The organism is Mycobacterium adipatum, from assembly GCF_001644575.1.
GTDB lineage: Bacteria > Actinomycetota > Actinomycetes > Mycobacteriales > Mycobacteriaceae > Mycobacterium > Mycobacterium adipatum.
Genome location: NZ_CP015596.1, coordinates 3,871,021 through 3,891,827, shown reverse-complemented (window position 1 = coordinate 3,891,827; position 20,807 = coordinate 3,871,021). Strand labels below are relative to the sequence as shown.

Annotated in this window: 20 protein-coding genes and 4 tRNA genes; 9 read left to right on the top strand and 15 right to left on the bottom strand. The window is 66.7% G+C overall.

The genetic code is table 11. From position 1 onward, the window contains the following. The first annotated feature begins 33 nt into the window (after positions 1-33). Complete coding sequence (locus A7U43_RS18410) at positions 34-939, top strand: hypothetical protein (protein WP_067998195.1); 906 nt, start codon at positions 34-36, stop codon at positions 937-939. 19 nt (positions 940-958) lie between these two features. Here A7U43_RS18410 and A7U43_RS18405 read toward each other — a convergent pair whose 3' ends face one another. The 7 genes from A7U43_RS18405 to A7U43_RS18375 all read right to left on the bottom strand — a co-directional run bounded on the left by A7U43_RS18405 (position 959) and on the right by A7U43_RS18375 (position 3,482). Next, complete coding sequence (locus tag A7U43_RS18405; RefSeq protein ID WP_067998193.1) at positions 959-1,249, bottom strand: hypothetical protein; 291 nt, start codon at positions 1,247-1,249, stop codon at positions 959-961. After that, positions 1,246-1,575 carry a hypothetical protein gene (locus tag A7U43_RS18400; protein ID WP_067998191.1) on the bottom strand — a complete coding sequence of 110 codons (330 nt, stop codon included), beginning with the start codon at positions 1,573-1,575 and terminating at the stop codon, positions 1,246-1,248. Before A7U43_RS18400 ends, A7U43_RS18405 begins: the two co-directional genes overlap by 4 nt. A gap of 96 nt (positions 1,576-1,671) precedes the next feature. Next, positions 1,672-1,746: transfer RNA gene (locus A7U43_RS18395), tRNA-Val, on the bottom strand. A 14-nt stretch (positions 1,747-1,760) separates the two neighbouring features. Beyond that, positions 1,761-1,834, bottom strand: a tRNA-Cys gene (locus A7U43_RS18390). 27 nt (positions 1,835-1,861) lie between these two features. Continuing rightward, positions 1,862-1,934 (bottom strand) — tRNA-Gly (locus A7U43_RS18385). A gap of 95 nt (positions 1,935-2,029) precedes the next feature. Continuing rightward, a complete protein-coding gene (locus A7U43_RS18380; protein ID WP_082902201.1) occupies positions 2,030-2,446 on the bottom strand; it encodes a DUF6636 domain-containing protein in 417 nt (138 codons plus the stop codon). 22 nt (positions 2,447-2,468) lie between these two features. Then, on the bottom strand, positions 2,469-3,482 hold the full coding sequence (locus A7U43_RS18375; protein ID WP_067998185.1) for an alcohol dehydrogenase catalytic domain-containing protein: 1,014 nt from the start codon (positions 3,480-3,482) through the stop codon (positions 2,469-2,471). 145 nt (positions 3,483-3,627) lie between these two features. Here A7U43_RS18375 and A7U43_RS18370 point away from each other — a divergent pair. Further along, positions 3,628-3,699, top strand: a tRNA-Val gene (locus A7U43_RS18370). Positions 3,700-3,759: 60 nt separating this feature from the next. Then, the gene (locus tag A7U43_RS18365) at positions 3,760-4,386 is read left to right on the top strand and encodes a flavin reductase family protein (RefSeq protein ID WP_067998183.1); all 627 of its coding nucleotides are present in this window, start codon (positions 3,760-3,762) and stop codon (positions 4,384-4,386) included. A gap of 14 nt (positions 4,387-4,400) precedes the next feature. On the opposite strand, the gene A7U43_RS18360 is transcribed toward A7U43_RS18365, so the two are convergent. Both A7U43_RS18360 and A7U43_RS18355 read right to left on the bottom strand, forming a co-directional pair. Then, a complete protein-coding gene (locus tag A7U43_RS18360; RefSeq protein WP_067998181.1) occupies positions 4,401-5,708 on the bottom strand; it encodes an alpha/beta hydrolase in 1,308 nt (435 codons plus the stop codon). A 183-nt stretch (positions 5,709-5,891) separates the two neighbouring features. Then, positions 5,892-6,260, bottom strand: coding sequence for a SpoIIAA family protein (locus tag A7U43_RS18355; protein WP_067998176.1), 369 nt, complete (start codon positions 6,258-6,260; stop codon positions 5,892-5,894). A 51-nt stretch (positions 6,261-6,311) separates the two neighbouring features. Between A7U43_RS18355 and A7U43_RS18350 the strand changes: the two genes are divergently transcribed. Further along, entirely contained in the window at positions 6,312-7,250 is a 939-nt protein-coding gene (locus A7U43_RS18350; protein WP_067998174.1) for an LLM class flavin-dependent oxidoreductase, read from the top strand. Positions 7,251-7,262: 12 nt separating this feature from the next. On the opposite strand, the gene fdxA is transcribed toward A7U43_RS18350, so the two are convergent. Next, positions 7,263-7,616: a ferredoxin gene (gene fdxA, locus A7U43_RS18345; RefSeq protein ID WP_067998172.1), complete on the bottom strand. Its 354-nt coding sequence runs from the start codon at positions 7,614-7,616 to the stop codon at positions 7,263-7,265. Between the two features lie 76 nt (positions 7,617-7,692). Beyond that, a complete protein-coding gene (locus tag A7U43_RS18340; protein ID WP_067998170.1) occupies positions 7,693-8,928 on the bottom strand; it encodes a sulfotransferase family protein in 1,236 nt (411 codons plus the stop codon). A gap of 28 nt (positions 8,929-8,956) precedes the next feature. Between A7U43_RS18340 and A7U43_RS18335 the strand changes: the two genes are divergently transcribed. Continuing rightward, positions 8,957-9,532 (top strand): TetR/AcrR family transcriptional regulator, encoded by a 576-nt coding sequence (locus tag A7U43_RS18335; protein WP_067998169.1) that lies wholly within the window; start codon positions 8,957-8,959, stop codon positions 9,530-9,532. After that, entirely contained in the window at positions 9,529-10,632 is a 1,104-nt protein-coding gene (locus A7U43_RS18330) for a DUF1214 domain-containing protein (RefSeq protein WP_067998167.1), read from the top strand. Before A7U43_RS18335 ends, A7U43_RS18330 begins: the two co-directional genes overlap by 4 nt. A 1-nt stretch (position 10,633) precedes the next feature. On the opposite strand, the gene A7U43_RS18325 is transcribed toward A7U43_RS18330, so the two are convergent. From A7U43_RS18325 to A7U43_RS18310, 4 genes are all read right to left on the bottom strand, one after another. Then, complete coding sequence (locus A7U43_RS18325; protein ID WP_067998164.1) at positions 10,634-11,869, bottom strand: DUF445 domain-containing protein; 1,236 nt, start codon at positions 11,867-11,869, stop codon at positions 10,634-10,636. Further along, a complete protein-coding gene (locus A7U43_RS18320; RefSeq protein ID WP_067998162.1) occupies positions 11,866-12,525 on the bottom strand; it encodes an Abi-alpha family protein in 660 nt (219 codons plus the stop codon). The genes A7U43_RS18325 and A7U43_RS18320 overlap by 4 nt, the downstream gene beginning before the upstream one ends. A 218-nt stretch (positions 12,526-12,743) precedes the next feature. Next, positions 12,744-15,122: a phosphoketolase family protein gene (locus A7U43_RS18315; protein WP_231963349.1), complete on the bottom strand. Its 2,379-nt coding sequence runs from the start codon at positions 15,120-15,122 to the stop codon at positions 12,744-12,746. A 10-nt stretch (positions 15,123-15,132) separates the two neighbouring features. Then, the gene (locus A7U43_RS18310; RefSeq protein ID WP_067998160.1) at positions 15,133-17,631 is read right to left on the bottom strand and encodes a glycogen/starch/alpha-glucan phosphorylase; all 2,499 of its coding nucleotides are present in this window, start codon (positions 17,629-17,631) and stop codon (positions 15,133-15,135) included. A gap of 82 nt (positions 17,632-17,713) precedes the next feature. Between A7U43_RS18310 and A7U43_RS18305 the strand changes: the two genes are divergently transcribed. The 3 genes from A7U43_RS18305 to A7U43_RS18295 all read left to right on the top strand — a co-directional run bounded on the left by A7U43_RS18305 (position 17,714) and on the right by A7U43_RS18295 (position 20,806). After that, positions 17,714-18,778: a phosphotransferase family protein gene (locus tag A7U43_RS18305; RefSeq protein WP_067998158.1), complete on the top strand. Its 1,065-nt coding sequence runs from the start codon at positions 17,714-17,716 to the stop codon at positions 18,776-18,778. Positions 18,779-18,849: 71 nt separating this feature from the next. Further along, a complete protein-coding gene (locus A7U43_RS18300; protein ID WP_067998156.1) occupies positions 18,850-19,737 on the top strand; it encodes an acyl-CoA dehydrogenase family protein in 888 nt (295 codons plus the stop codon). Continuing rightward, positions 19,724-20,806, top strand: coding sequence for an acyl-CoA dehydrogenase family protein (locus A7U43_RS18295; protein ID WP_067998154.1), 1,083 nt, complete (start codon positions 19,724-19,726; stop codon positions 20,804-20,806). Before A7U43_RS18300 ends, A7U43_RS18295 begins: the two co-directional genes overlap by 14 nt. Position 20,807: the final 1 nt, after the last annotated feature.

Below are 20,807 nucleotides of genomic sequence, written 5' to 3'. Positions count from 1 at the left end.
ACCTGATCGTGCAGCAGACCCAAACGACGGCTGTTGCTCCAGACGGAGACGGTGGTCATCCTGCACCACGCCGTCGAGATGCTGCTGCGGCTGTTCTATGCCCACGTCGAGAACAATGACTGCCCTTGGCTCGAAGTTGCTTCTCTCGTCAACTTCGCCGAGTTCAAGGGCAAGGTCGGTCAGTCGCTGAACGACGGCTTCGGTCGCACGCAGATCGCCCAAGTATTCCTCGGCGGCAGTAGCCCAGAAGACGCGTGTATCGCGTTGTCGCAAGAAGAGTTTGACGACGCAATTGATGGATACGACCTCCTACTGACTGAGTGCGGCAACCGGTTCATGTCAGAGGCGTTCCTATACAACGCGATCAAGCACGGCCTGAGTACCGTTGCGCTCGATCCCAGCACCGAGATCGGGATGAGTCAGGGCGACAAGAAGGCGGTCATACACAAGGGCGCGCTCTTTGCGTATATGCACAAGGCGCGGTACCCAGGCGCCCCAAAGGGGGGCCCGGAGTGGTTTATGAGTATGGCTGGAGTCAAGACGGAGCAGGACCTCGCATTGGCGATTCTCGTCGCGCGCGCTGTCGAGTCGCTGTGGGATGTCGCTCGTCGGAAGTACACCGGCAAGAGCGGTTCGATTAGGCAGATGAAGAAATCGACGGCAGAGCTGGCGATCTACGGCGTGCTGACCGAATCGCCGAACGTTATCGGAACCATCACCATGGAGATGCCGAAGCTCAAAGCTGACGGGTCGATCGATGGAGTTAACTACGACCTCCGTGGGACGGACGCCCCGGAGGGCTACGAGCCGGACCCGGGCTTCCAGATCGCGGATTGCCCGAGGATTAACCTACCTGCGCGCCAGAGAGATGCACGCATCTACTCGACGTCGAGCCGGAAGCTGTACCCCTTTTCGCCCAACGGAAGCCAGCAGGTCTAAATAAGGTGTGGCATCGCCGCTAGCTGTCGGGGTGTGTGCACGATTCCGGTCCGCTTGCACCTTCCACTACGCCCACCGAGTCGCACCACGGGCACAGCTTGTACCGGATGCGGTCTGCGGCTTCGGTCAGTACCAAGATCAACTGTTCGATGTCGCTGACGTCCAGATGGACACACAGCGCATTCTCGGGCGTGTCGGCGATCGTCAGGATCGCGCCGAGGTCATCAATGTGGACGATCGCGCGAGTGCCGAAGACCAGGTCATCTCGTAGTCGCAGCGTTTCCCGGCCGTCGTCGGCATAGGGATTCAAGCGCCGCCGTCCCCGGTCGACCCGGCCAGCTCGTCGGCCAGCGCCACGGCGACAGCGGCGAGGTCGCGCAGTAGCTCGGCCTCGTCGGTCTGGACGTCGGCGAGCCCAGCGTTACCTTCGCGGACACCGTCGATCCGCGTCGACCAAGTCGTGGTGACGGTGCCGTCGGCCGACTGCAGCAGCTCACGGTCCAACGTGCCCTGCACCTGGCCGGCACTCACCAGAACGGCGACATCGACCTGGCCCTCGTCGACCAGCAGGCGCACCGCGTCGGGCTCGGGTAGGTCGTTGCGCAGAATCTTGGCGCGGGATGGGTGCTCATTCATGACCTGGTCTCCTTGTCCGATGCCATCGGTCAGGTCATATTCAGGTCACGCGAGCAGATCTTGGCGGTGAAAACTGCTTGTGATCTGCGGTAATACTGGTGCGCGATACTGGGATTGAACCAGTGACCTCTTCCGTGTCAGGGAAGCGCTCTCCCGCTGAGCTAATCGCGCCGGGGTTCGAACTTTGGAGGTGGAGACGGGAATCGAACCCGTGTGCACGGCTTTGCAGGCCGTTGCCTCACCACTCGGCCACTCCACCATTGGGGTTGATGCCACTGCACCTTCGAGCGGATGACGGGATTCGAACCCGCGACCCTCACCTTGGCAAGGTGATGCGCTACCAACTGCGCTACATCCGCGTGCCTCGGGTGAGATCGTCACCCGGTGCGGATCAGAACATTAGTCCAACGATGCGAGGAACTACAAATCACTTGAAACGCCCCGGCAATCGGAGCTAAAACAGCTGGTAAACCTGGCGTGAGAGCGCGAACCCGTGACCTGTGGTGCGGTCGAGACAGGTGATACCGGTCTGCGCGCTATCGCATCGGAGGTCTCCGCGGGTGATCGATTGCCCATAGCTCAGCGGGTTGGAGCCGCCCAGGGTGGTGTCGCCGGCGCAGACGAACTCCGCGGCCCCGCCGGGCACCAGCGCGACGCCCTGCCCATAGTCGAACTCACAGTCCACGGGCCGGGGCGGGGGAGCCCAGTCCCGTTCGGCGATATCGCAGCGCACGTAATCCACGTCGAGTACGCAGCTCACGTTCCCGCTGGGCGACGTGAAATCGACGAACCCCTCCGCACCGGCCGGCGCCGCACACCACGTCGCCGCGGCACCCGCCGCGGCGACGACCGAGAACATCCGAACGATCATGATGCGACCTTAATGTGCCAGGTCAGACTGTGAGCACCATTCGGTAGCGGGCCTTACCGGTGTCCATCGCCGCGTACGCCTGCGCGGCCTGGGCCAGCGGCATCTCCTGGATACGGGCCCGCACCCCGGACTGCACCGCGAATTTCATGGTGTCCTCGACATCGCGGGCGGTCCCCGACGGATGGCCGGTGATGCTCACCCCGGGCGTGATCAGCTGCAACGGGCTGACCGGCAGCGGATCCGGCGTCACGCCCACCACGATCAGCTCCCCGCGCGGCAGCAACCCGCCGACGGTGTCGGCCATGGCCTGGGAGTTGGCCGCCGTGGCCAGCACCACCTGAACCCCACCGAGCGCCTGCAGCGCCTCGCTGACATCACCGGCCTTGGAGTCGACGTAGTGGTGCGCGCCGAGATCGAGGGCGTCCTGCTTCTTGTCCGCGCCGCGGGCGATCGCGATGGTCTCGAAGCCCATCGCCCGGGCGAACTGCACACCCAGATGCCCGAGACCGCCGACGCCGAGCACCGCCACCCGGTCACCGGGCTTGGCCTTGGTCTCGCGCAACCCGTGGAACACCGTCACCCCGGCGCAGGCCATCGGCGCGGCCTCGGCGAAGGACAGCTCGTCGGGAATCCGGGCCAGCGCGCTCGCCGGCGCCGTCACCGACTCGGCATAACCGCCGGGGTAGTGCCAGCTCGGGATCTGGCCGTTCTCGCAGTGGATGAAATCGCCCTTGCGGCATTGGGTGCAGTGCCCGCAGTTGCCGCCGAACCAGCCCACCGCCACCCGGTCACCCACCGCGAACTCCTGCACACCGTCGCCGATCTCGGCGATGGTGCCGGCGATCTCGTGGCCCGGTGTCAGCGGCCAGGTCAGCCCCGGGAAGGCGCCGTTGACGAAGGCGTGGTCGGTGCCGCACACCCCGCAGGCCTGCACCGCGATGCGCACGTGATCGCGACCGGGCGGCGCGGTGTCCACCTCGGCGAGCTCCAGCGCCGCACCGGCCGATGCGACATGAACTGCAAGATGTCGTGCCATCTCAATCCTCACTGTCGGGTCCTGTGACTTATGTCTACCCCCGCATGGGTGTTTCAACAGTCCGGATTGCGTGAAACTGGCGCCACCCTGACCAGCCAATTCCAGCTACCCGGTAGCCGCGTGCTAGTCTTCGTCCTCGTTCCCCGGTCTCGTAGCTCAGGGGGAGAGCGTCCGCCTCACACGCGGAAGGTCACTGGTTCGATCCCAGTCGGGACCACAGGCAAGAGCCGCCCTCGGGCGGTTCTTTTGCTTTGTCGGGCAGATCGGAAGAAGGGTCATGGCAGGCGTCGGAGCGCATTTCTATCGACCCGCCGAGGGCACCGGGCTGCCGCATGACCCGTTCAACGCGATCGTCGGGCCCCGGCCGATCGGCTGGATCTCCACCCAGGACGCCGACGGCGTGCGCAACCTCGCGCCGTACAGCTTCTTCAACGGCTTCAATTACCGCCCGCCGATCATAGGATTCGCCTCGGTCGGATGGAAGGACAGCGTCGCCAACATCGAGGCCACCGGCGAATTCGTCTGGAACCTCGCGACCCGTGAACTCGCCACCGCCATGAACGAGACCTCCGCACCCTTGCCGTCCGGGGACGACGAGTTCGATCGCAGCGGTTTGACGGCGGTGGCCTCGGCCACCGTCGCGGCACCTCGCGTGCTGGAGAGTCCGGTGAACTTCGAATGCCGGCTCACCCAACTCATCCAGCTCACCGATGTCGACGCCGCGCCAGTCGAGACCTGGATGGTGTTCGGTCAGGTGATCGCCGTGCACATCGACCAGCAATGGTTGGTCGACGGCGTATACGACACCGCCGGGCCGCGGCCGATCCTGCGGGCCGGTGGGCCTGCCAGCTACGTGGAGGTCGGGCCCGAGAGTGTGTTCACGATGGACCGGCCGACGAGCTGAGGCGGGGTACGACCCTAACTGTTGGCGGGGCAGGTGTAGACCGGGCCGGGCGGCAGCTCACCCCGTCTGAGGAACGCCGTCAGCGCGTCCTCTGCGCAGCCGCTCTGAGCACTGGCGATATGTCCTTCGGCAGGGACGACCAATAGGGTCGAGCCCTCGATCTGGTCATGCAACGACTGCGCCCAGCTCAACGGGGTGGCCGGATCGCCCGTGGTGCTCAGGATCAGCACCTGCCCGGCACCGTCGACCTGCACCGGACCCGGCTCTCGGACCGGTCCGGCGGGCCAGGTTTCGCAGGGTTGCAGCGACCACGCCCGGTTGCCGCCGCTGACCGGACTCTCCGCCGCCCACACCGGAGCAAACGTCCTGGGCGACTGAGGGTCTCGATCGTCCTGGAAGTCGATGCACACCACCGACAGGTATTGCGAGTCGGCCGGGTTGACCATCAGGTCCGGCGAGTGGGCGGCCTCGAGCACCGCGGGCCAATCACCGCTGACCGCATGGTCGAGGGTGTCCCGCAGGCTCGGCCAACCCGACGTCGGAAAGTACTGCGACGATTCGACCAGCGCCAGCATCCGGGCACCCGAGAGGGTCCGGCCATCGGAGCCGACGTACGGTTCGCGGTCGAGGTCGGCGATGATCGCCGAAATCTGGCGCACCGCCTGATCGGGGTTGCCGGTCAGGGCGCACTGCGGTTGCCGCAGGCAGTCCTCGGCGAAGGCGGTGACGCTGTGTTGCATGCCCCGGGCCTGACCGTGGCGGACACCGGCATAGTCCAGCTTCGGATCCATCACCGAGTCGAGCACCACGCGGTCGAAATGCCCGGGGAACGTGTCGGCGTAGACCGCGCCGAGGAACGTTCCGTACGAGTAGCCCAGGTAGTCGATCCGCTCGAACCCCAGGACTTTGCGGATCTCGTCCATATCGCGCGCCACATCCGCGGTGCCGACGTGGGCAAGAGCATCGGCGAACCGGCGTTCACAGGCATCGCCGATGCCGGCCGCCAATTCGGCCGCGCGGGTCATCTGCGGCTCGGTGGTCGGCACGCTGGGCTGGTTGAAGATCGCCTGCCGCTGCTGGTCATCGAGACAGCTGAGTGCCGGCTCGGAGCCGCCGACACCACGCGGATCGAAGGACACCACCGCGTGGGTATCGGTGAACCCCGCGAAGTACTCCCGGTTGGACCGCAGGTCGCCGACCCCGCTGATACCGGGGCCGCCCGGGTTGGTCAACAGCAGTCGCGGCTTTTCGCCCCGAGCCGCAATCCGGACCAGCGGGATGGTGAAGGTGCGTTCGTCGGGTCGTGCGTAGTCGAACGGCACTGTGAGCGTGGAGCATTCGACGCCGGCCGGTTCGGTCGGGGCGCAGGGTCCCCATTCGGAGAGCGTGACAGCGGCTTTCGGTTCAGGGCTGCCCGCAGGTGAGGCACAGCCGGCGCAGATGGCCGCGGCCACAAGCAGTGCCGTGGCCGTAGACCTATTGCCCGACGAAGCAGACACGCCTGATTACCCTGCGGCCCACTGCTTGGCCTCGTCCAAGTCGTCCAGGCCGAACACCGCGACCTCGCCGGGCACCATCCAGCCCAGCGCGTGCATGGTGTGGCGCACCCAGTCCTTGTCGGAGACCACCGCGATCCGCTTGAACGCCGCATGGTGGCGCAGCAGCGTGCCGAATCCCATCTTGAGGTCCTCGGCCAGACCGCCCGGACCGAAGCCCTCGTAGTCTGGCGCGATCACCTCGACGATCCGGATCTCCTCGGCGGCGCCGAGGGCCGCCATGGTCGGCGCGAACGCCCGGAAATCTTCCCCACTGATGCGTCCCGACGCCCGGATGCCGGTCACCCCGTCGGGCATATCCGTCAGCACCTCGATCATCTCGTTCTCCTTTCCACCCGGTCCAGAATCCTCCCCTGCTATGACTTAGGGGTGGAAATGGTCGCGACCGCCCCAGCCGCCCTGGGGCCGGCAGAGATCGGTGTCTGGGCCGCTCGTGCCGAACGCCTCGGCTTCGACACCGTCCACGTCTCGGAGACGATCCATGACCCGTTCATGGTGGCCGCAATGGCCCTGCAGGCCACCACCGCGATCACCGTGCGCACCAGCATGGTGATCGCGTTCCCGCGCAGCCCGATGATCACCGCCTACGCCGCGTGGGATCTGGCGCGCTTGTCCGGCGGCAGATTCCAGCTGGGCATCGCCTCTCAGGTCCGCGGCAATATCGTCGGCCGGTTCTCCACCGCCTGGTCCGAGCCGGTGGCCCGGCTCGCGGACTACATCCGCGCACTGCGGGCGATCTTCCATGCCTTCCAGACCGGTGAGCGCCTCGATTACGTTGGCACGCACTACACTTTCGACACCCTGCAGCCCTACTTCAATCCCGGCCCGCTGGAACATCCCGCGCCGAGCATCTGGACCGGCGGCGTCAACGTGCGGATGGTCACGATGGCCGGTGAGCTGGCCGACGGTTTTGTGTGTCACCCCACCAGCTCGCACCCGAGGATCCTGCGCGGTCATACGCTGCCGGCGTTGGCCGGTGGCTCGCCACGGGTGATCGCCAACCCGCAGCCGGTGATGGCCGCGACGCGCGCGAGAGTACGCGAGCTGACAGACGCCCGCCGAGGCGAATTGGCGTTCCTGTACAGCACACCCGCTTACCGTCGGCAGCTGGAACTGATCGGCGTCACTGACCTCGGTGCGCTCGAAAAGCTGGTGCCCAGTGGCACGTACGAGGAGATCCCCGCCCTGCTGGGGCAGTGGTACGCCGGACTGTGCGACGGGTTGACCATCGCAGTGCCCGACGGGGACGACGACGCGCTGGCCGCACTGGTGCGCCGATGCCGGGAGATCCCGACCCTGTCGCCGTGATGGCGCCCGGTGTCAGTGCGCGGGCGTCTCGCGCATCGGCATCGCGGCCACCAGCGGGGTGTCCACGCCGACCGGGCCCAGCCCATGTGCACCGCCCGGGGAGCCCAGCGGCGCATCCCGTCCGGGCAGCACGGTCAGGAAGAAGTCGGCATTGTCGGCCAGATGCGCCAACTCTTCCTCGGGCAGGTCGGTTTCGTACTCGATGGCGTCGAGGCGGCAGGCGATCTTGCAGGCGCCGCAGTCCACGCACTCGTTGGGATTGATGTAAAGCGAGCGGGCACCCTCGTAGATGCAGTCCGCCGGGCACTCCGCCACACAGGATTTATCCATCACGTCAACGCATGCCGAGCCGATCACGTAGGTCATGGCAAAACGGTAAGAAATCGGCTCCGCACTGCGCCGGAGTCCAAGGCCCCCGGCGGAGGGGACTTTGGTCCTCTTCTCAAGACAGAAACCGCTGCGAATAGTCGGCGAATCGTGCTCGCAGGTCGTCTTCGTCCAGTCCGAACATGGCCGCCGACGTCGCGACCCGGCCGAGTCTGCCACGGCGATGACCGTCGAGGTAGTCGCCGATGGCACGGCGCACCGGCTCGTCGAACGGCTCACCCGCCAGCGCGAACAGGCGTTGCGCGGTGCCGAGTTCGTCGGCCATGAACTCGTCGAACCGGATATCCACGGACCGCCCGGGCGGGATCGTGTCGCGTTGGCGCACACACTCACCGAGCAACCGCTCCAGGCGGCTCACCCATCCGGCCGCAACCCTGGGGACGTCCACCCGGTCGCGGTGCATCCGCTCGCTGTAGGTGATCATCGCGATCATCGACAGTGCCACCGGCACCGGGTCGCGATGGGTGAACGCGACGACCACACCGGGGAACACGGCATCGAGCACGCCGAGCTGGCCCAAGTGCTGCGGCGATTTCAGCACCCAACGCCGCCCGCCCCGCAGGAACTGCAGCGCCTGCAGCTGGGTACGCAGATATTCATACGAGCTTGTCTGATCCCGCGACCAGTAGTACTCACTCCACCGCGGCACATCGGCGAGCGTCTCCATCAACATCGTGGAGAAGTCGTTGGCCAGCAGCTGAATCTCCTCGTGCACATGCTCGGTGGTCATCTCGTGCATCAACGCGAAATGCGGCATCAGGGTGTCCATCACCTGCACCGCCATGTCCATCCGCGTCATCCGGGGGTCGGGGGACAGCCCGGCCTCGGCCGCGAGTGGGAACGGTTCCACGCCCTCCCAGTACGGCAGGCTGCGGAATGTCGGGGGAGCCGCGAGCATGTTGTGCAGGTGGGTGGTGCCGGTGCGGGGCAGTCCGGCGATGACGACCGGTGGCAGCACCTCGATCTCGTGGATCTCGGGGTGCCGCGCCAGCAGATCGGTGAGCAGCAGCCGATTCTTGAGCCACTGCACCAGCTGCGCGTGGAAGTTCACCACGCCGGGGGCGTGCATATCGATCTCGCGCAGTTCGGCGACGTAGCGGTCCAGCCGTTCGCGGTAGTCATCGGACCCGAAGTCGTGCAGGCCGGTCTCGGCCCGAGCTCGGGCGTGCAGCACGTCGACGTCCAACGGGCAGTCCGCTGCGACGGCGGTCATCATGTCCCGGATCTGTTGGGCCGCAGCGCTGTACCGCGGCTCGGCGAGATCGTCCAGCTGCACTGTGGTGTCGGTCACACCGACTTATGTTACTCTGAGTTTCGTAATGACGACAGAGATTGGCCGACCCCGTAACCCGCGGATCGACGACGCCGTGCTGCGCGCCACGGTCGAACTGATCGGCGAGCTGCCCTACGCCGAGCTGACCGTCGGTGCCATCGCCACCCGTGCCGGTACCAGCAAGCCCGCCATCTATCGACGCTGGCCCAGCAAGGCCGCCCTGGTGCACGAAGCGGTGTTTCCGCTGCACGCTGGCACCGAATTGCCCAATACCGGAACGCTGTCCGGTGACATCCGGGAGATGGTGCGGCGCACGCTGGTCGTGTTTGCCACCCCCGCCGCCCGGGCGGCACTGCCCGGGCTGGTCGGTGAGATGGCCGCGGACCCGGCGCTGCACAACGCCCTGCTGGAACGCTTCGGTGACATCATCGTGCGCGGTCTGGGTGAGTACCTGCAGGCCGCCGTGCGCCGCGGTGAGATCCGCGCCGAGATCACCGCCCCGGATCTGGCCGAATCGATCGCCGGAATCACTTTGGTGGCACTGCTCGCCCGCGGCGCCGTTCCCGACGATGCCTGGATCGAGCGCACCGCCACCCTCATCGTGAGAGGAATCAGCACATGACCCATGACTCGACGGCCGCGTGGCGGGAACTCCTGGACACCCTGCGCGATCTCGATCGCTCCTTCCTGGAGGGGGACAAGGCCGTCACCGACGACCGTCAGATCGCCGACGGGTATCGCATGTTGGCCACCACCCTGGGTGTCGCGCTGGACGTCTACCTGTTCGCCGACCCGAGTCGCCCGCAGTGGCTGGAGGTCAACTCGCCGTGGCGTCCGGATCGCCGCTGGGGTGGGGACAATACCGACGCCATCTACTTCATGTGCCCGGTCGATCCGCAACGCCGCTATCGGATCAGCGGCAATCGCGGTGACAGCGTGTACTTCTCGGTCACTGCCTACAACGAACCGGCACCCGGCGCGTGGTCGGACCGCATCGTCGCGCTGTTCCGCGACGAAGACCTCGACGTCGACGCCGACGGGAACTTCTCCTTCGAATTCGGCCCGCAGCCCGATGCCGCGGTGCTGATGACCCGCGACTACCAAGCCGACCCGCACACCGGTAGGGCCGTCACCTGGCGCATCGAAGCGCTCGAGCAGCCCGAACCGTTTCGGCACGGCGACGCGGAGACGGCGTCGGCGCTGCGCGCGAGTGCGGCCTGGATGCGCACCATGTTCGCGATCCTGCCGCTGGCCGTCGGGGTGAGAAACGCCGACGCTCACCAGCTCGGACACCAAACGGCGATGGCGGCCAACGATTTCGCCGCGCCCTACCAGGTGCCGGACGCCAACTTCGGATGGTCGGCGCGCGACGCCTGCTACGCCTACGGCAGCTTCGACCTGGCCGAGGACGAGGCGCTGGTGATCACCCACCGGCCACCGAGCTGCCGATTCTGGAATCTGGTGGTGTGGAACCAGTTCATGGCGGTGCCCGGGGTACGGGACGCGCGCAGTTCGGTCAACGGGCACACCGCGGTCCCCAACGGTGACGGCTCGGTGACCGTGGTGGTGTCCCGCGGGATGACCGGGCACCCGAATTCGCTGACCACACTGGGCTACCCGCGCGGCAACCTGGCGTTCCGGTGGTTCCTGGCCGACGCGGTCCCGGACCGGCCGCAGGTGGCGCTGGTGAAGGTCGGCGACGCGCCGACGGCAGCGGGCTGAGTCAGCCCGCGAGCAGCAGGATGAGCTGCAATTGCAGTTCACCGCACAGAAAGCCGAGCGCGGAGCCGAGTACCACGATGATCCATTCGTCGTCCTTGAAGGCGGGCCGTAGCAGGTTCTCGTAGGACAGCGAGTCCAGATCGTCCATCTTCTCGATCATCACGTTCTCCAGATCGAGCCGGCTGGCCGCGTATTCCTCGATATAGGACGAGGTTTCGGGCAGCTTCTCGATGATGGAGTTGGCGATCTGGATCTTCATCTCCTGGTACTGCCGGCCGCCGAGCACGTTGATGACCCGGCCCGCGAAGCCCATCTGAGCGTCGATGGTGCGGCCGATCTCGGTCTGGATGATGTCGAAGAACTTGTCCGACATGGGCCCGGTGAGCAGGCTCTCCATGATGGCCTTGGGCGTGAAGATCTCGCGGGCCATCAGCGCGGCGTAGCCGCGGATCACCTCCTTGCGGTGGGCCTGGAACACGCCGTGCCAGGTGATGCCGAGGAAGACGTTCTTGCGTTCCAGCGGACGGAAGATCATCTGCAGCGCGACCCAGTCGGTCAGGCCACCGGTGACCAAACCGAACAACGGCAGCGCCAGATGCCATCCGGTGGCGCCGAACACCAGCATCTGCACCAGCCCGATGATGAATCCGAAGTACAGCCCGGACTTGATCAGGAACGCGAAAGCCGGCTTGCCGATGTCCTGGAACACCGCGTTGAGGGTGGCCTTGTCGCGGACCAGGTTGGTGACCACCATGTGCTTGATATCGAAGATCTGGTCGACCTGACCGCGGAACTCCTCGAACATGCCGCGCGCCGCGGCCGGGATGCGCCCCTCGACATTGGCGACGATGAGGTCCTTGACCTGATCCGGCGTGGCCCGCCAGACCTGCGGCTGAAACGCCATCATCATGGTGTCGACGAGTTCCTCGGCGGCCGCGCGCAACGGTTCGCCCAGTTCGCCGACCAGTTCGTCGGGGTCGATCTTGTCGAACAGCTCTTCGGGCTTGAGGATCCCCGAGGTCAGTGAATCAACGGCCACCGCAGCCATTTTGGGGGCGCGTTTGGGGATCTGGCCCTGCCAGCCGAGGTAGGGCTTGATGCCCTTGAACTCGACCGGATGGAACATCATCTTCAGTGCCAGGATCTTGGTGATCCAGCCGACGAATGCCGCGCCGAACGGGATCGTGATGTACACCCACAGTGGATAGGAGAAGGCGTGCTCGAACAGATCGGTCATTTCGCTGCCTCCCACAACTCTTGGCCGAGATCGCTGATGCGCACCGTCCGGCGGATCACCCGTGCCGCGCGCACACCCCGGCGCGCGGTGGCAAGGGCGACGTTCACGGCGGAATCGGTGAGCAACATCTCGTACTCGTCGTGCATGGATGCCGCCTCCGGACCCATCCGCACCAGCCCAAGGCCCAGCATGCGGGTCAGATACAGCGGCGTGTACCGGGGCAGGGACACCCCGGCCGATCGGCCCACCGTCGAGGCGTTCTTCAGGGTGAACACCGGATTGCCGCCGGTGCCGGGCTCGGCGACGTGGATGACCGGATAGCCCGACCCGTCCGAGAGGGCGGCCAGGATGCGCGCCTCGTCGGGCACCAGCGAGCCCAGCAGATCCAGGTACAGCGCGTCGCGGCTCTTGTCCGGGCTGGTGTACATGGAGCGATCCAGCAGGGCGCGCAGCACACCGTTGGGGGACGCGGTGTCATCGTGCTCGTCGACCACGGTCGCGGGCGGATCCAAATCGTTGAGGTGCCTGCGCAGCACCCGCACCGCGGCGCGCTCGGCGTCGGCGAGCAGCGGCAGCACCTCACCGGCGAGCGGGGCCCGCTTGGCGGCTCCGGCGAGCAGCGTCAGGCCCGCGCCGATCACGCCCTCCAGGTCCACAGAACCCCTCAGTGTTCGGAAACGGTGCCGCATGGCCGGCTCGGCCCCAACGGCCAGCAACCATACCTAGCACCCTAGTTGCCCGCGCCGGGCACCCGGTACCGACCCCGTCGAACCGCGACGTGTGCGCTATGCGCTCACAATTGGGCGACTGTGTCCGCCGTTCGGTGGACAGCCGGGGCGCTGATCCGCTCATCCCCGGCAAACAGGGCGCACCGTCAGTCCAAGCGCTCCCACGTCCAGCCGGTGATGGCTGGATCGTCCTCGCCGTGCTCGCGGGTGTAGCGCCGCGCGGCCAGCCGGGCGTCGACCATCTCCTGGCGCAGACCCGCGGCATTGCTGCCCAGCCCGTCGACCCGGTCGATCACGTCCATCACCAGATGGAACCGGTCGAGGTCGTTGAGCATCACCATGTCGAAGGGCGTCGTGGTGGTGCCGCGCTCCTTGAATCCGCGGACATGCAGCTGGCTGTGGTTGGCGTGCCGGTAGGCCAACCGGTGAATCAGCCACGGGTAGCCGTGGTAGGCGAAGATGATCGGGGTGTCGGTGGTGAACAGCGCATCGAACTCGTGATCGGTCATGCCGTGCGGATGTTCGGACTGCGGCTGCAGCCGCATGATGTCCACCACGTTGACCACGCGGACCGCCAGACCGGGCAGCCTGCGGCGCAGAATATCGGCTGCGGCAAGGGTTTCCAGTGTCGGGACGTCGCCCGCGCAGGCCAGCACGACATCGGGGGCGCCGGTCGCGCTCTCCGAGCCGGCCCACTCCCAGATGCCAGCTCCCCGCGTGCAGTGCGCAATGGCCTCGTCCATGGTCAGGTAGTTCAGCGCCGGCTGCTTGCCGGCGACGATGACGTTGATGTACTGGCGGCTACGCAGGCAGTGATCGGCCACCGAGAGCAGACAGTTGGCATCCGGGGGCAGGTAGACCCGGACCACCTCGGGCCGCTTGTTGGCGATGTGGTCGATGAATCCCGGATCCTGGTGTGAGGCCCCATTGTGATCCTGGCGCCAAACATGGGAAGTGAGAAGGTAATTCAGGGATGCAATCGGCCGGCGCCAGGGCAGCTCATTGGTGCTGGCGAGCCATTTGGCGTGCTGGTTGGCCATCGAATCGACGATGTGCACAAACGCTTCATAACAGCTGAACAGGCCGTGCCTACCGGTCAGCAGGTAGCCCTCCAACCAGCCCTGACACAGATGCTCGGAGAGCACCTCCATCACCCGGCCGCCCGGGGACAGATGTTCGTCGTCGGCGGATTGTTCTGCCTGCCATGCCTTGTCGGTCGCATCGAAGACCGCGGTGAGCCGGTTGGACGCCGTCTCGTCGGGGCCCATCAGCCGGAAGTTGTCACCGTTGCGGCTGATCACGTCCCGCAGGTAGGTGCCCAGCACCCTGGTCGCCTCGCCCATGCCCACCGCGGGGTTCTCCACCTCCACCGCGTAGTCGGTGATCGGGGGCAGATCGAGCTCACGCAGCAGCAGCCCACCGTTGGCATGCGGGTTGGCGCTCATCCGCCGGTCACCGTCGGGTGCCAGCGCCTGCAGGTCCGGGCGCAGCGTCCCGGCCTCGTCGAACAACTCCTCGGGCCGGTAGCTGCGCATCCAGGCCTCGAGAGCCTGCAGATGGTCGGCGTCGGTGCGGGTCTGCGCCAGCGGCACCTGATGCGATCGCCAGGTGCCCTCGACCTTCTTTCCGTCCACCTCGCGGGGGCCGGTCCAGCCCTTCGGGGTGCGCAGGATGATCATCGGCCACAGTGGTCGGCCCACCTGCCCGTCCACCCGCGCTGCCCGCTGAATGGCCGCGATCTGGTCGAACGCGTCATCGAGTGCGCAGGCCAGCTGCCGGTGCACGTCGACCGGATCGTCACCGGCGACGGTGATCGGCACGTAGCCGTAGCCGCGCATCAACGCATCCAGTTCGTCGGCCGGGATGCGGGCCAGCACCGTCGGGTTGGCGATCTTGTAGCCGTTGAGGTGCAGGATCGGCAGCACCGCCCCGTCGCGCACCGGGTCGAGGAATTTGTTGGAATGCCAGCTCGCCGCCAACGGACCGGTTTCGGCCTCACCGTCGCCGACGACCGCGGCCACCACCAGGTCCGGATTGTCGAATGCGGCGCCGTAGGCGTGCACCAGGGCGTACCCGAGTTCGCCGCCCTCGTGGATCGAGCCGGGTGTCTCCGGCGCGGCATGGCTGGGGATGCCGCCGGGGAACGAGAACTGGCGGAACAGCTTCTGCAGCCCGTCGGCATCCTGGCCGATACCGGTGTACACCTCGGAGTAGGTGCCCTCCAGGTAGGCGTTGGCCACCATGCCCGGCCCGCCGTGGCCCGGGCCGGTGATGTAGACGACGTCAGTATCGCGTTGTCGGATCACCCGGTTGAGGTGCGCGTAGAGCAGGTTGAGGCCCGGTGTGGTGCCCCAGTGGCCGAGCAGCCGCGGTTTGACGTGCTGGGGTGCCAGGGGCTCGCGCAGCAGCGGGTTGTCCAACAGGTAGATCTGCCCCACGGACAGGTAATTGGCGGCCCGCCAGTAGGCGTCGAGCAGGGTGACCTCGGCGTCGGAGATCGGTGCCAGCGGTGTCGAAGTAGCCATGCTCAACGGTTTACCCATTATCCAGTGGCTGAACATGCACCGGGCGGACGCCCCAGATCTCGTCGCAGTACTGCTCGATGGCCCGGTCGGAGGAGAACTTCCCGCTGCGTGCGGCGTTGAGGATGGACATCCGCGACCAGGCGTCGCGGTCCTGCCAGGCCGCGCTCACCCGATCCTGGCACTGCACGTAGGAGGCGTAGTCGGCGAGCACCAGGAAGGGGTCGTGGTGGGTGAGGTTGTCGATGAGTGGTCGGAACACCTCGGTGTCCCCGTGCGAGAAGTGCCCGCCGGCGATCAGGTCCAGCACCGCGCGCAGTTCCGGATTCGCGGCGATATAGGAGGACGGGCGGTAGCCGTCGGCCTGGAGCGCCTCCACCTCGTCCACGGTGAGTCCGAACAGGAAGAAGTTCTCCGCGCCGGCCTCCTCGCGGATCTCGACGTTGGCGCCGTCGAGGGTGCCGATGGTCAGCGCCCCGTTCATCATGAACTTCATGTTGCCGGTGCCCGACGCTTCCTTGCCCGCGGTGGAGATCTGCTCGGACAGGTTGGCCGCGGGGTAGATCAGGTGGGCGTTCTGCACGTTGAAGTTCGGCAGGAACACCACCTTCATGTAGCGGTTGACCTCGGGATCGAAGTTGATCATGTCGCCGACCGCGGTGATCAGCTTGATGATGCGTTTGGCCAGGAAGTAGCCGGGCGCGGCCTTGCCGCCGAAGATGAAGGCCCGCGGCGCCATGTCGATACCGGGATTGTTCTTGATGCGCAGATACTGCGTCACGATGTTGAGCACGTTGAGGTGTTGGCGCTTGTATTCGTGGATCCGTTTGACCTGGATGTCGAACAGCCAGGTGGGGTCGAGGTCCACCCCGGTCTCGGCGCGGACGAATTCGGCGAGCCGGGCCTTGTTGGCCCGCTTGACATCCCGCCATTCCTGCCGGAAGCCGTCATCCTCGATGAAGTCCTCCAGGCCGCGCAGCCGGTCCAGGTGGGTCAGCCAGCCGTCACCGATCCGGCGGTCCAGCAGGTGGCGCAGGCCGGGATTGGACAGCGCGACGAAGCGCCGCGGGGTGACCCCGTTGGTCTTGTTCGAGAACCGCTCGGGCCACAGTTCGTAGAAGTCCTTGAGGACGCTGTCCTTGAGCAATTCGGAGTGCAACGCCGCCACCCCGTTGATCGCGTGGCTGCCGACGGTGGCCAGGTGCGCCATCCGGACGGACTTCGCGCCGTCCTCGCCGATCAGCGACATCCGGCGCACCCGGTCCTCGTCGCCGGGGAACTTCGCGCGCACCTCGTCGAGGAACCGGTTGTTGATCTCGTAGATGATCTCCAGATGCCGGGGCAGGCTCTCGCCGAACAGGTCCAGCGGCCACTTCTCCAGGGCCTCCGGCAGCAGGGTGTGGTTGGTGTAGCCGAAGGTGGCCACGGTGATGGCCCAGGCCTCGTTCCACTCCAGTCGGCGCTCGTCGACCAGGATGCGCATCAACTCGGCCACACCGATGGAGGGATGGGTATCGTTGAGCTGCAACGCAAAACGCGTCGGCAGATCGCGCAGGGAGGCATCGGCCAGATCGTCCATGATGTGCACGACGTGCTGCAGTGAACACGACACGAAGAAGAACTGCTGCAGCAGCCGCAGCCGCTTGCCGGCGTCGGGTTCGTCGTTGGGATAGAGCACCTTGGTGACGGTTTCCGCGCTCACCTCCTCCTCGACGGCCTTGTAGTAGTCGCCGGTGTTGAAGGCGTCCAGCGCGAACTCCTGCACCGCCCGGGCGCTCCACAGCGTCAGCACATTGCACGTCTTGACGCCGTACCCCTGGATCGGGGTGTCATAGGCCACACCCTTGACCACCCGGCCGGGCACCCAGCGGATGCGGGCCATCCCGGCGTCATCGTGGTAGTGCTCGGTGTGGCCCTCCCAGTTCACCAGGTAGCTCACATCCGGTTTGGCGATCTCCCACGGATTGCCGGCGTCGAGCCAGTTGTCGGTCTTCTCCACCTGCCAGCCGTCGTGCAGTTCCTGGTCGAAGATGCCGAACTCGTAGCGGATGCCGTAGCCGATGGCCGGCCGCTCCAGGGTGGCCAGCGAGTCCAGGTAACACGCCGCGAGCCGGCCCAGGCCGCCGTTGCCCAGGCCGGGTTCCTCCTCGCAGGCGAGCACCTCGTCGAGGTCCTGGCCGAGCTCGGCCAGCGCCGCGCGGGCCGCCTGCTCGATGCCCAGGTTGAGCAGGTTGGCGCCGAGCTGAGGTCCCATCAGGAACTCGGCGGACAGATAGCAGGTGACCTTGCTGCCCAGGTCGAGCGAGGTTTGGGTGGAGGCAACCCGGTTGTCCTGCATGCGGTCCCGCACCGCCAGTGCCAGCGCCCGGTAGTAGTGCTCGGGCCGCAGCGCGGCGGCCGGGCGGCCGATCGAGTACCGCACGTGGTCGATCATCGCCCGGCGCAGGGCGTCGGCGGACAGGCCGGTGCGGGCGCGTTCGGCGGTGGCGGGGTTGGCAACAAGATCGGTCATGGACAGAAGTCTGTCAGGGGTTCGTGCACATCGCGCGCGCAATGAGCGTCGGCCGGGTTAACGGATGTGAGACGCTGCCGAGATGTCCGGTGTACCCGAACTCGTCGACGTCCTGCCTCAGCACCGTTTCGACGAGGCGGCGCTGGTCCGGTATCTCCAGGTGCACGGCATCGAGGGCCCGCTGCAGATCCGCCAGTTTCAGGGTGGTCAGAGCAACCCCACCTTTCATCTACGAAGCGCCGCTGGGGAATTCGTGCTGCGCAAAAAGCCGCCGGGCACTTTGCTGCCGCGCGCGCACGATGTCGGCCGGGAATACCGGGTGATGTCGGCGCTGGCGGCCAGCGACGTCCCGGTGCCCCGGATGCGGGCCATGTGCACCGATGAGTCGGTCCTGGGCACGCCGTTCTTCGTGATGGAGCACGTGCCGGGCAGGGTCTTTCCCGACCGGGTGCTGCGCGACGGCACCCCCGCCGAGCGCGCGGCGGTGTACCGCGACCTGGCCCGGGTGCTGGCGCGTCTGCACACGGTGGACTGGCGGGCCGCCGGACTGTCGGATTTCGGTCGGCCGGACGGTTATCTGGCCCGTCAGGTGGCGCTGTGGACCAGGACCTGGGAGACCGTGAAGGTCGAAGACTGTGCGGATATGGACCGGCTGGCGGCGTGGCTGCCCGCCCACCTGCCCGACGGGGACGAGGCCTGTATCGCCCACGGTGATTACCGGTTGGGCAATGTGTTGTTGCACCCCACCGAACCGCGCATCGTCGCGGTGCTGGACTGGGAGCTGGCGACCATCGGTCACCCGCTGGCCGATCTCGGGTACGCCGCGATGACCTATCACCTGCCCGGTGCGGACGATCCGTTGATGGGCGTGGCGGGTGAGGACCTGGCGGGCACCGGGATACCGGACGAAGCGGCCTTCGTCGCCGAGTACTGCCGCCACGCCGGCCGCGACGTCCCCGATGATCTGCCCATCTTCGTGGTGTTCTCGATGTTCCGGCTGGCCTCGATCGTGGCCGGGGTGTGGCGGCGCGGGCTGGACGGCAACGCCTCCGACGCGCGGGCGGGCACCGATCTGTTCCGGGACCGCTACCGCGGCCTGGCCGAACGAGCCTGGGCTTTGGCTGGAGAGGCGCCCGGCGGCCTGTGAAATCATTCCGGCTGGTAGTAAAGTTCTGGCCTGATGAGAATCGGATTCTCCAGAAAGGATAGGCTCCTCTCATGGATGTTCGGCTGACCAGTGAACAGCAACAACTGCGGGACGCGGCCGCGAAACTGGCCGATGACCTCGGGCCCGGCGCGGTCGGCGAATTGGACGACGGTGAGCGGGTCGCGCGCCTGGAGAAGACGGTCGCGGCCACCGGGTGGCGATCGCTGCGCTCCGACGGCGCCTCCGGTGTCGAGGTCGCCCTGGTCGCCGAGGAATTCGGCCGCGGATTGGTCGACGTGCCGTTCCTCGGGCCGGTACTGGCCGACGACCTGGGGCACGGTGACGCCACGGTCGTCTTCGGGGCGATCGCCCCCGACGCGCGCGGGCTGCGCCGCGGCGTCTGGCTCGACGGTGACCGTGTCACCGCCGCCGACCTGGGAGAAGCGAGCCCCGGTGTCGACCTGACCCGATGGGCGGCACCGGTAGCCGGCGACCGCACCCCCGCGGATGCGCTCGACGAGGACAAGGCCCAGCGCGCCCACGCGCTGGCACTGGTGGTGACCGCCGCCGACATCCTGGGCGCCGCCCGCGGCGCATTCGACCTGGCCTGCGACTACGCCAAGATGCGTGAGCAGTACGGCAAGGCCATCGGTTCCTACCAGGCCGTGGCGCACCTGCTCGCCGAGAGCCTGGTGCTCATCGAGGGCTCGATCAGCATCCTGCGCTATGCCGCGTGGGCGGTCGACGAGGAGGAGCCCGGCGTCGCGGCCGAAGCCGCCCGCGTCGCGAAGGTGTACTGCGCGAAATCCGCGCACACCATCTGTGAGACGTCGATCCAGGTGCACGGCGGCATCGGCAACACCTGGGAGTGTGCGGCGCATGTCTACCTGCGCCGCGTCTTGGTGTCCACCGGTCTGTGGCCGGTGTCGTTGAAGGAGATCTCCGTTGGACTTTCGTGACTCCGACTCCGAACTGGCCTTCCGGCAGCGGCTGCGGGCCTGGCTCGCCGAGCAGGCGCCCAACTTCCCGAAGTCGACGCAGGAGTACTGGGCGCGGCAAGGGGAGTGGCACCAATCCCTGCACGCCGCAGGGTTTTTCGGTGCCACCTGGCCCAAGGAGTTCGGCGGCCTCGAGCTGCCCCCGGTCTATGACGTGATCGTCGACGAGGAACTGGCCCGCGCCGGAGCCCCGCCGCGGCCGAGTCTGGGGTACCTGGTGACCGGCCTGGGCCGGCACGCCAGCAAGGAACTGCAGCAACGGTTCCTGCCCGGCATGATCGACGGTACGCAGCGCTGGTGTCAGGGCTTCTCCGAACCCGGCGCCGGATCGGACCTGGCGTCGCTGACCACCACCGCCACCCTCGATGGCGACGAGTACGTGATCAACGGGCACAAGATCTGGACCAGTTACTCCGACGTCGCCGACTGGTGCCTGCTGCTGGCCCGCACCGACAAGGACGTCAAGCGCCACAAGGGTATTTCGGCGTTCCTGATCAACATGCACCAGCCCGGAATCGAACAGCGCCCGCTGAAGATGATCAACGGCGTGAGCAACGAATTCGGCCAGGTGCTCTTCGACGGCGCGCGGGTGCCCGCGAGCCAGATGGTCGGCAACCCGGGTGATGGCTGGGCACTGGCCATGACCGTGGTCGGCCACGAACGTGAGCCCTCCACCCTGGGGTATGCCGCACGTTATGAGAAGACCGTCAACCAACTGGCCCGCCGCGGCACGCCGAGTGACGAATTGGCCTGGGCCACCGTGCAAGTGCACGTCTTGCGCCAGCATGTGCGACGCCGGCTCTCCGAACAGCTGGACGGGATCTCGCACGGGCCGGAGGGATCGATCGACAAACTGCTGATGACCTGGGTCGAGCAGTCCGTTGGGCACGCCGTGCTCGCGCAGACCGGCACCACCGATACCGACCTGTTCAACACCTACCTCTACAGCCGCTCGCAGAGCGTCATGGGCGGCACCTCGCAGATCCAGAAGAACATCATCGCGGGCCGAATCCTCAGAATGGCGGTTTGAC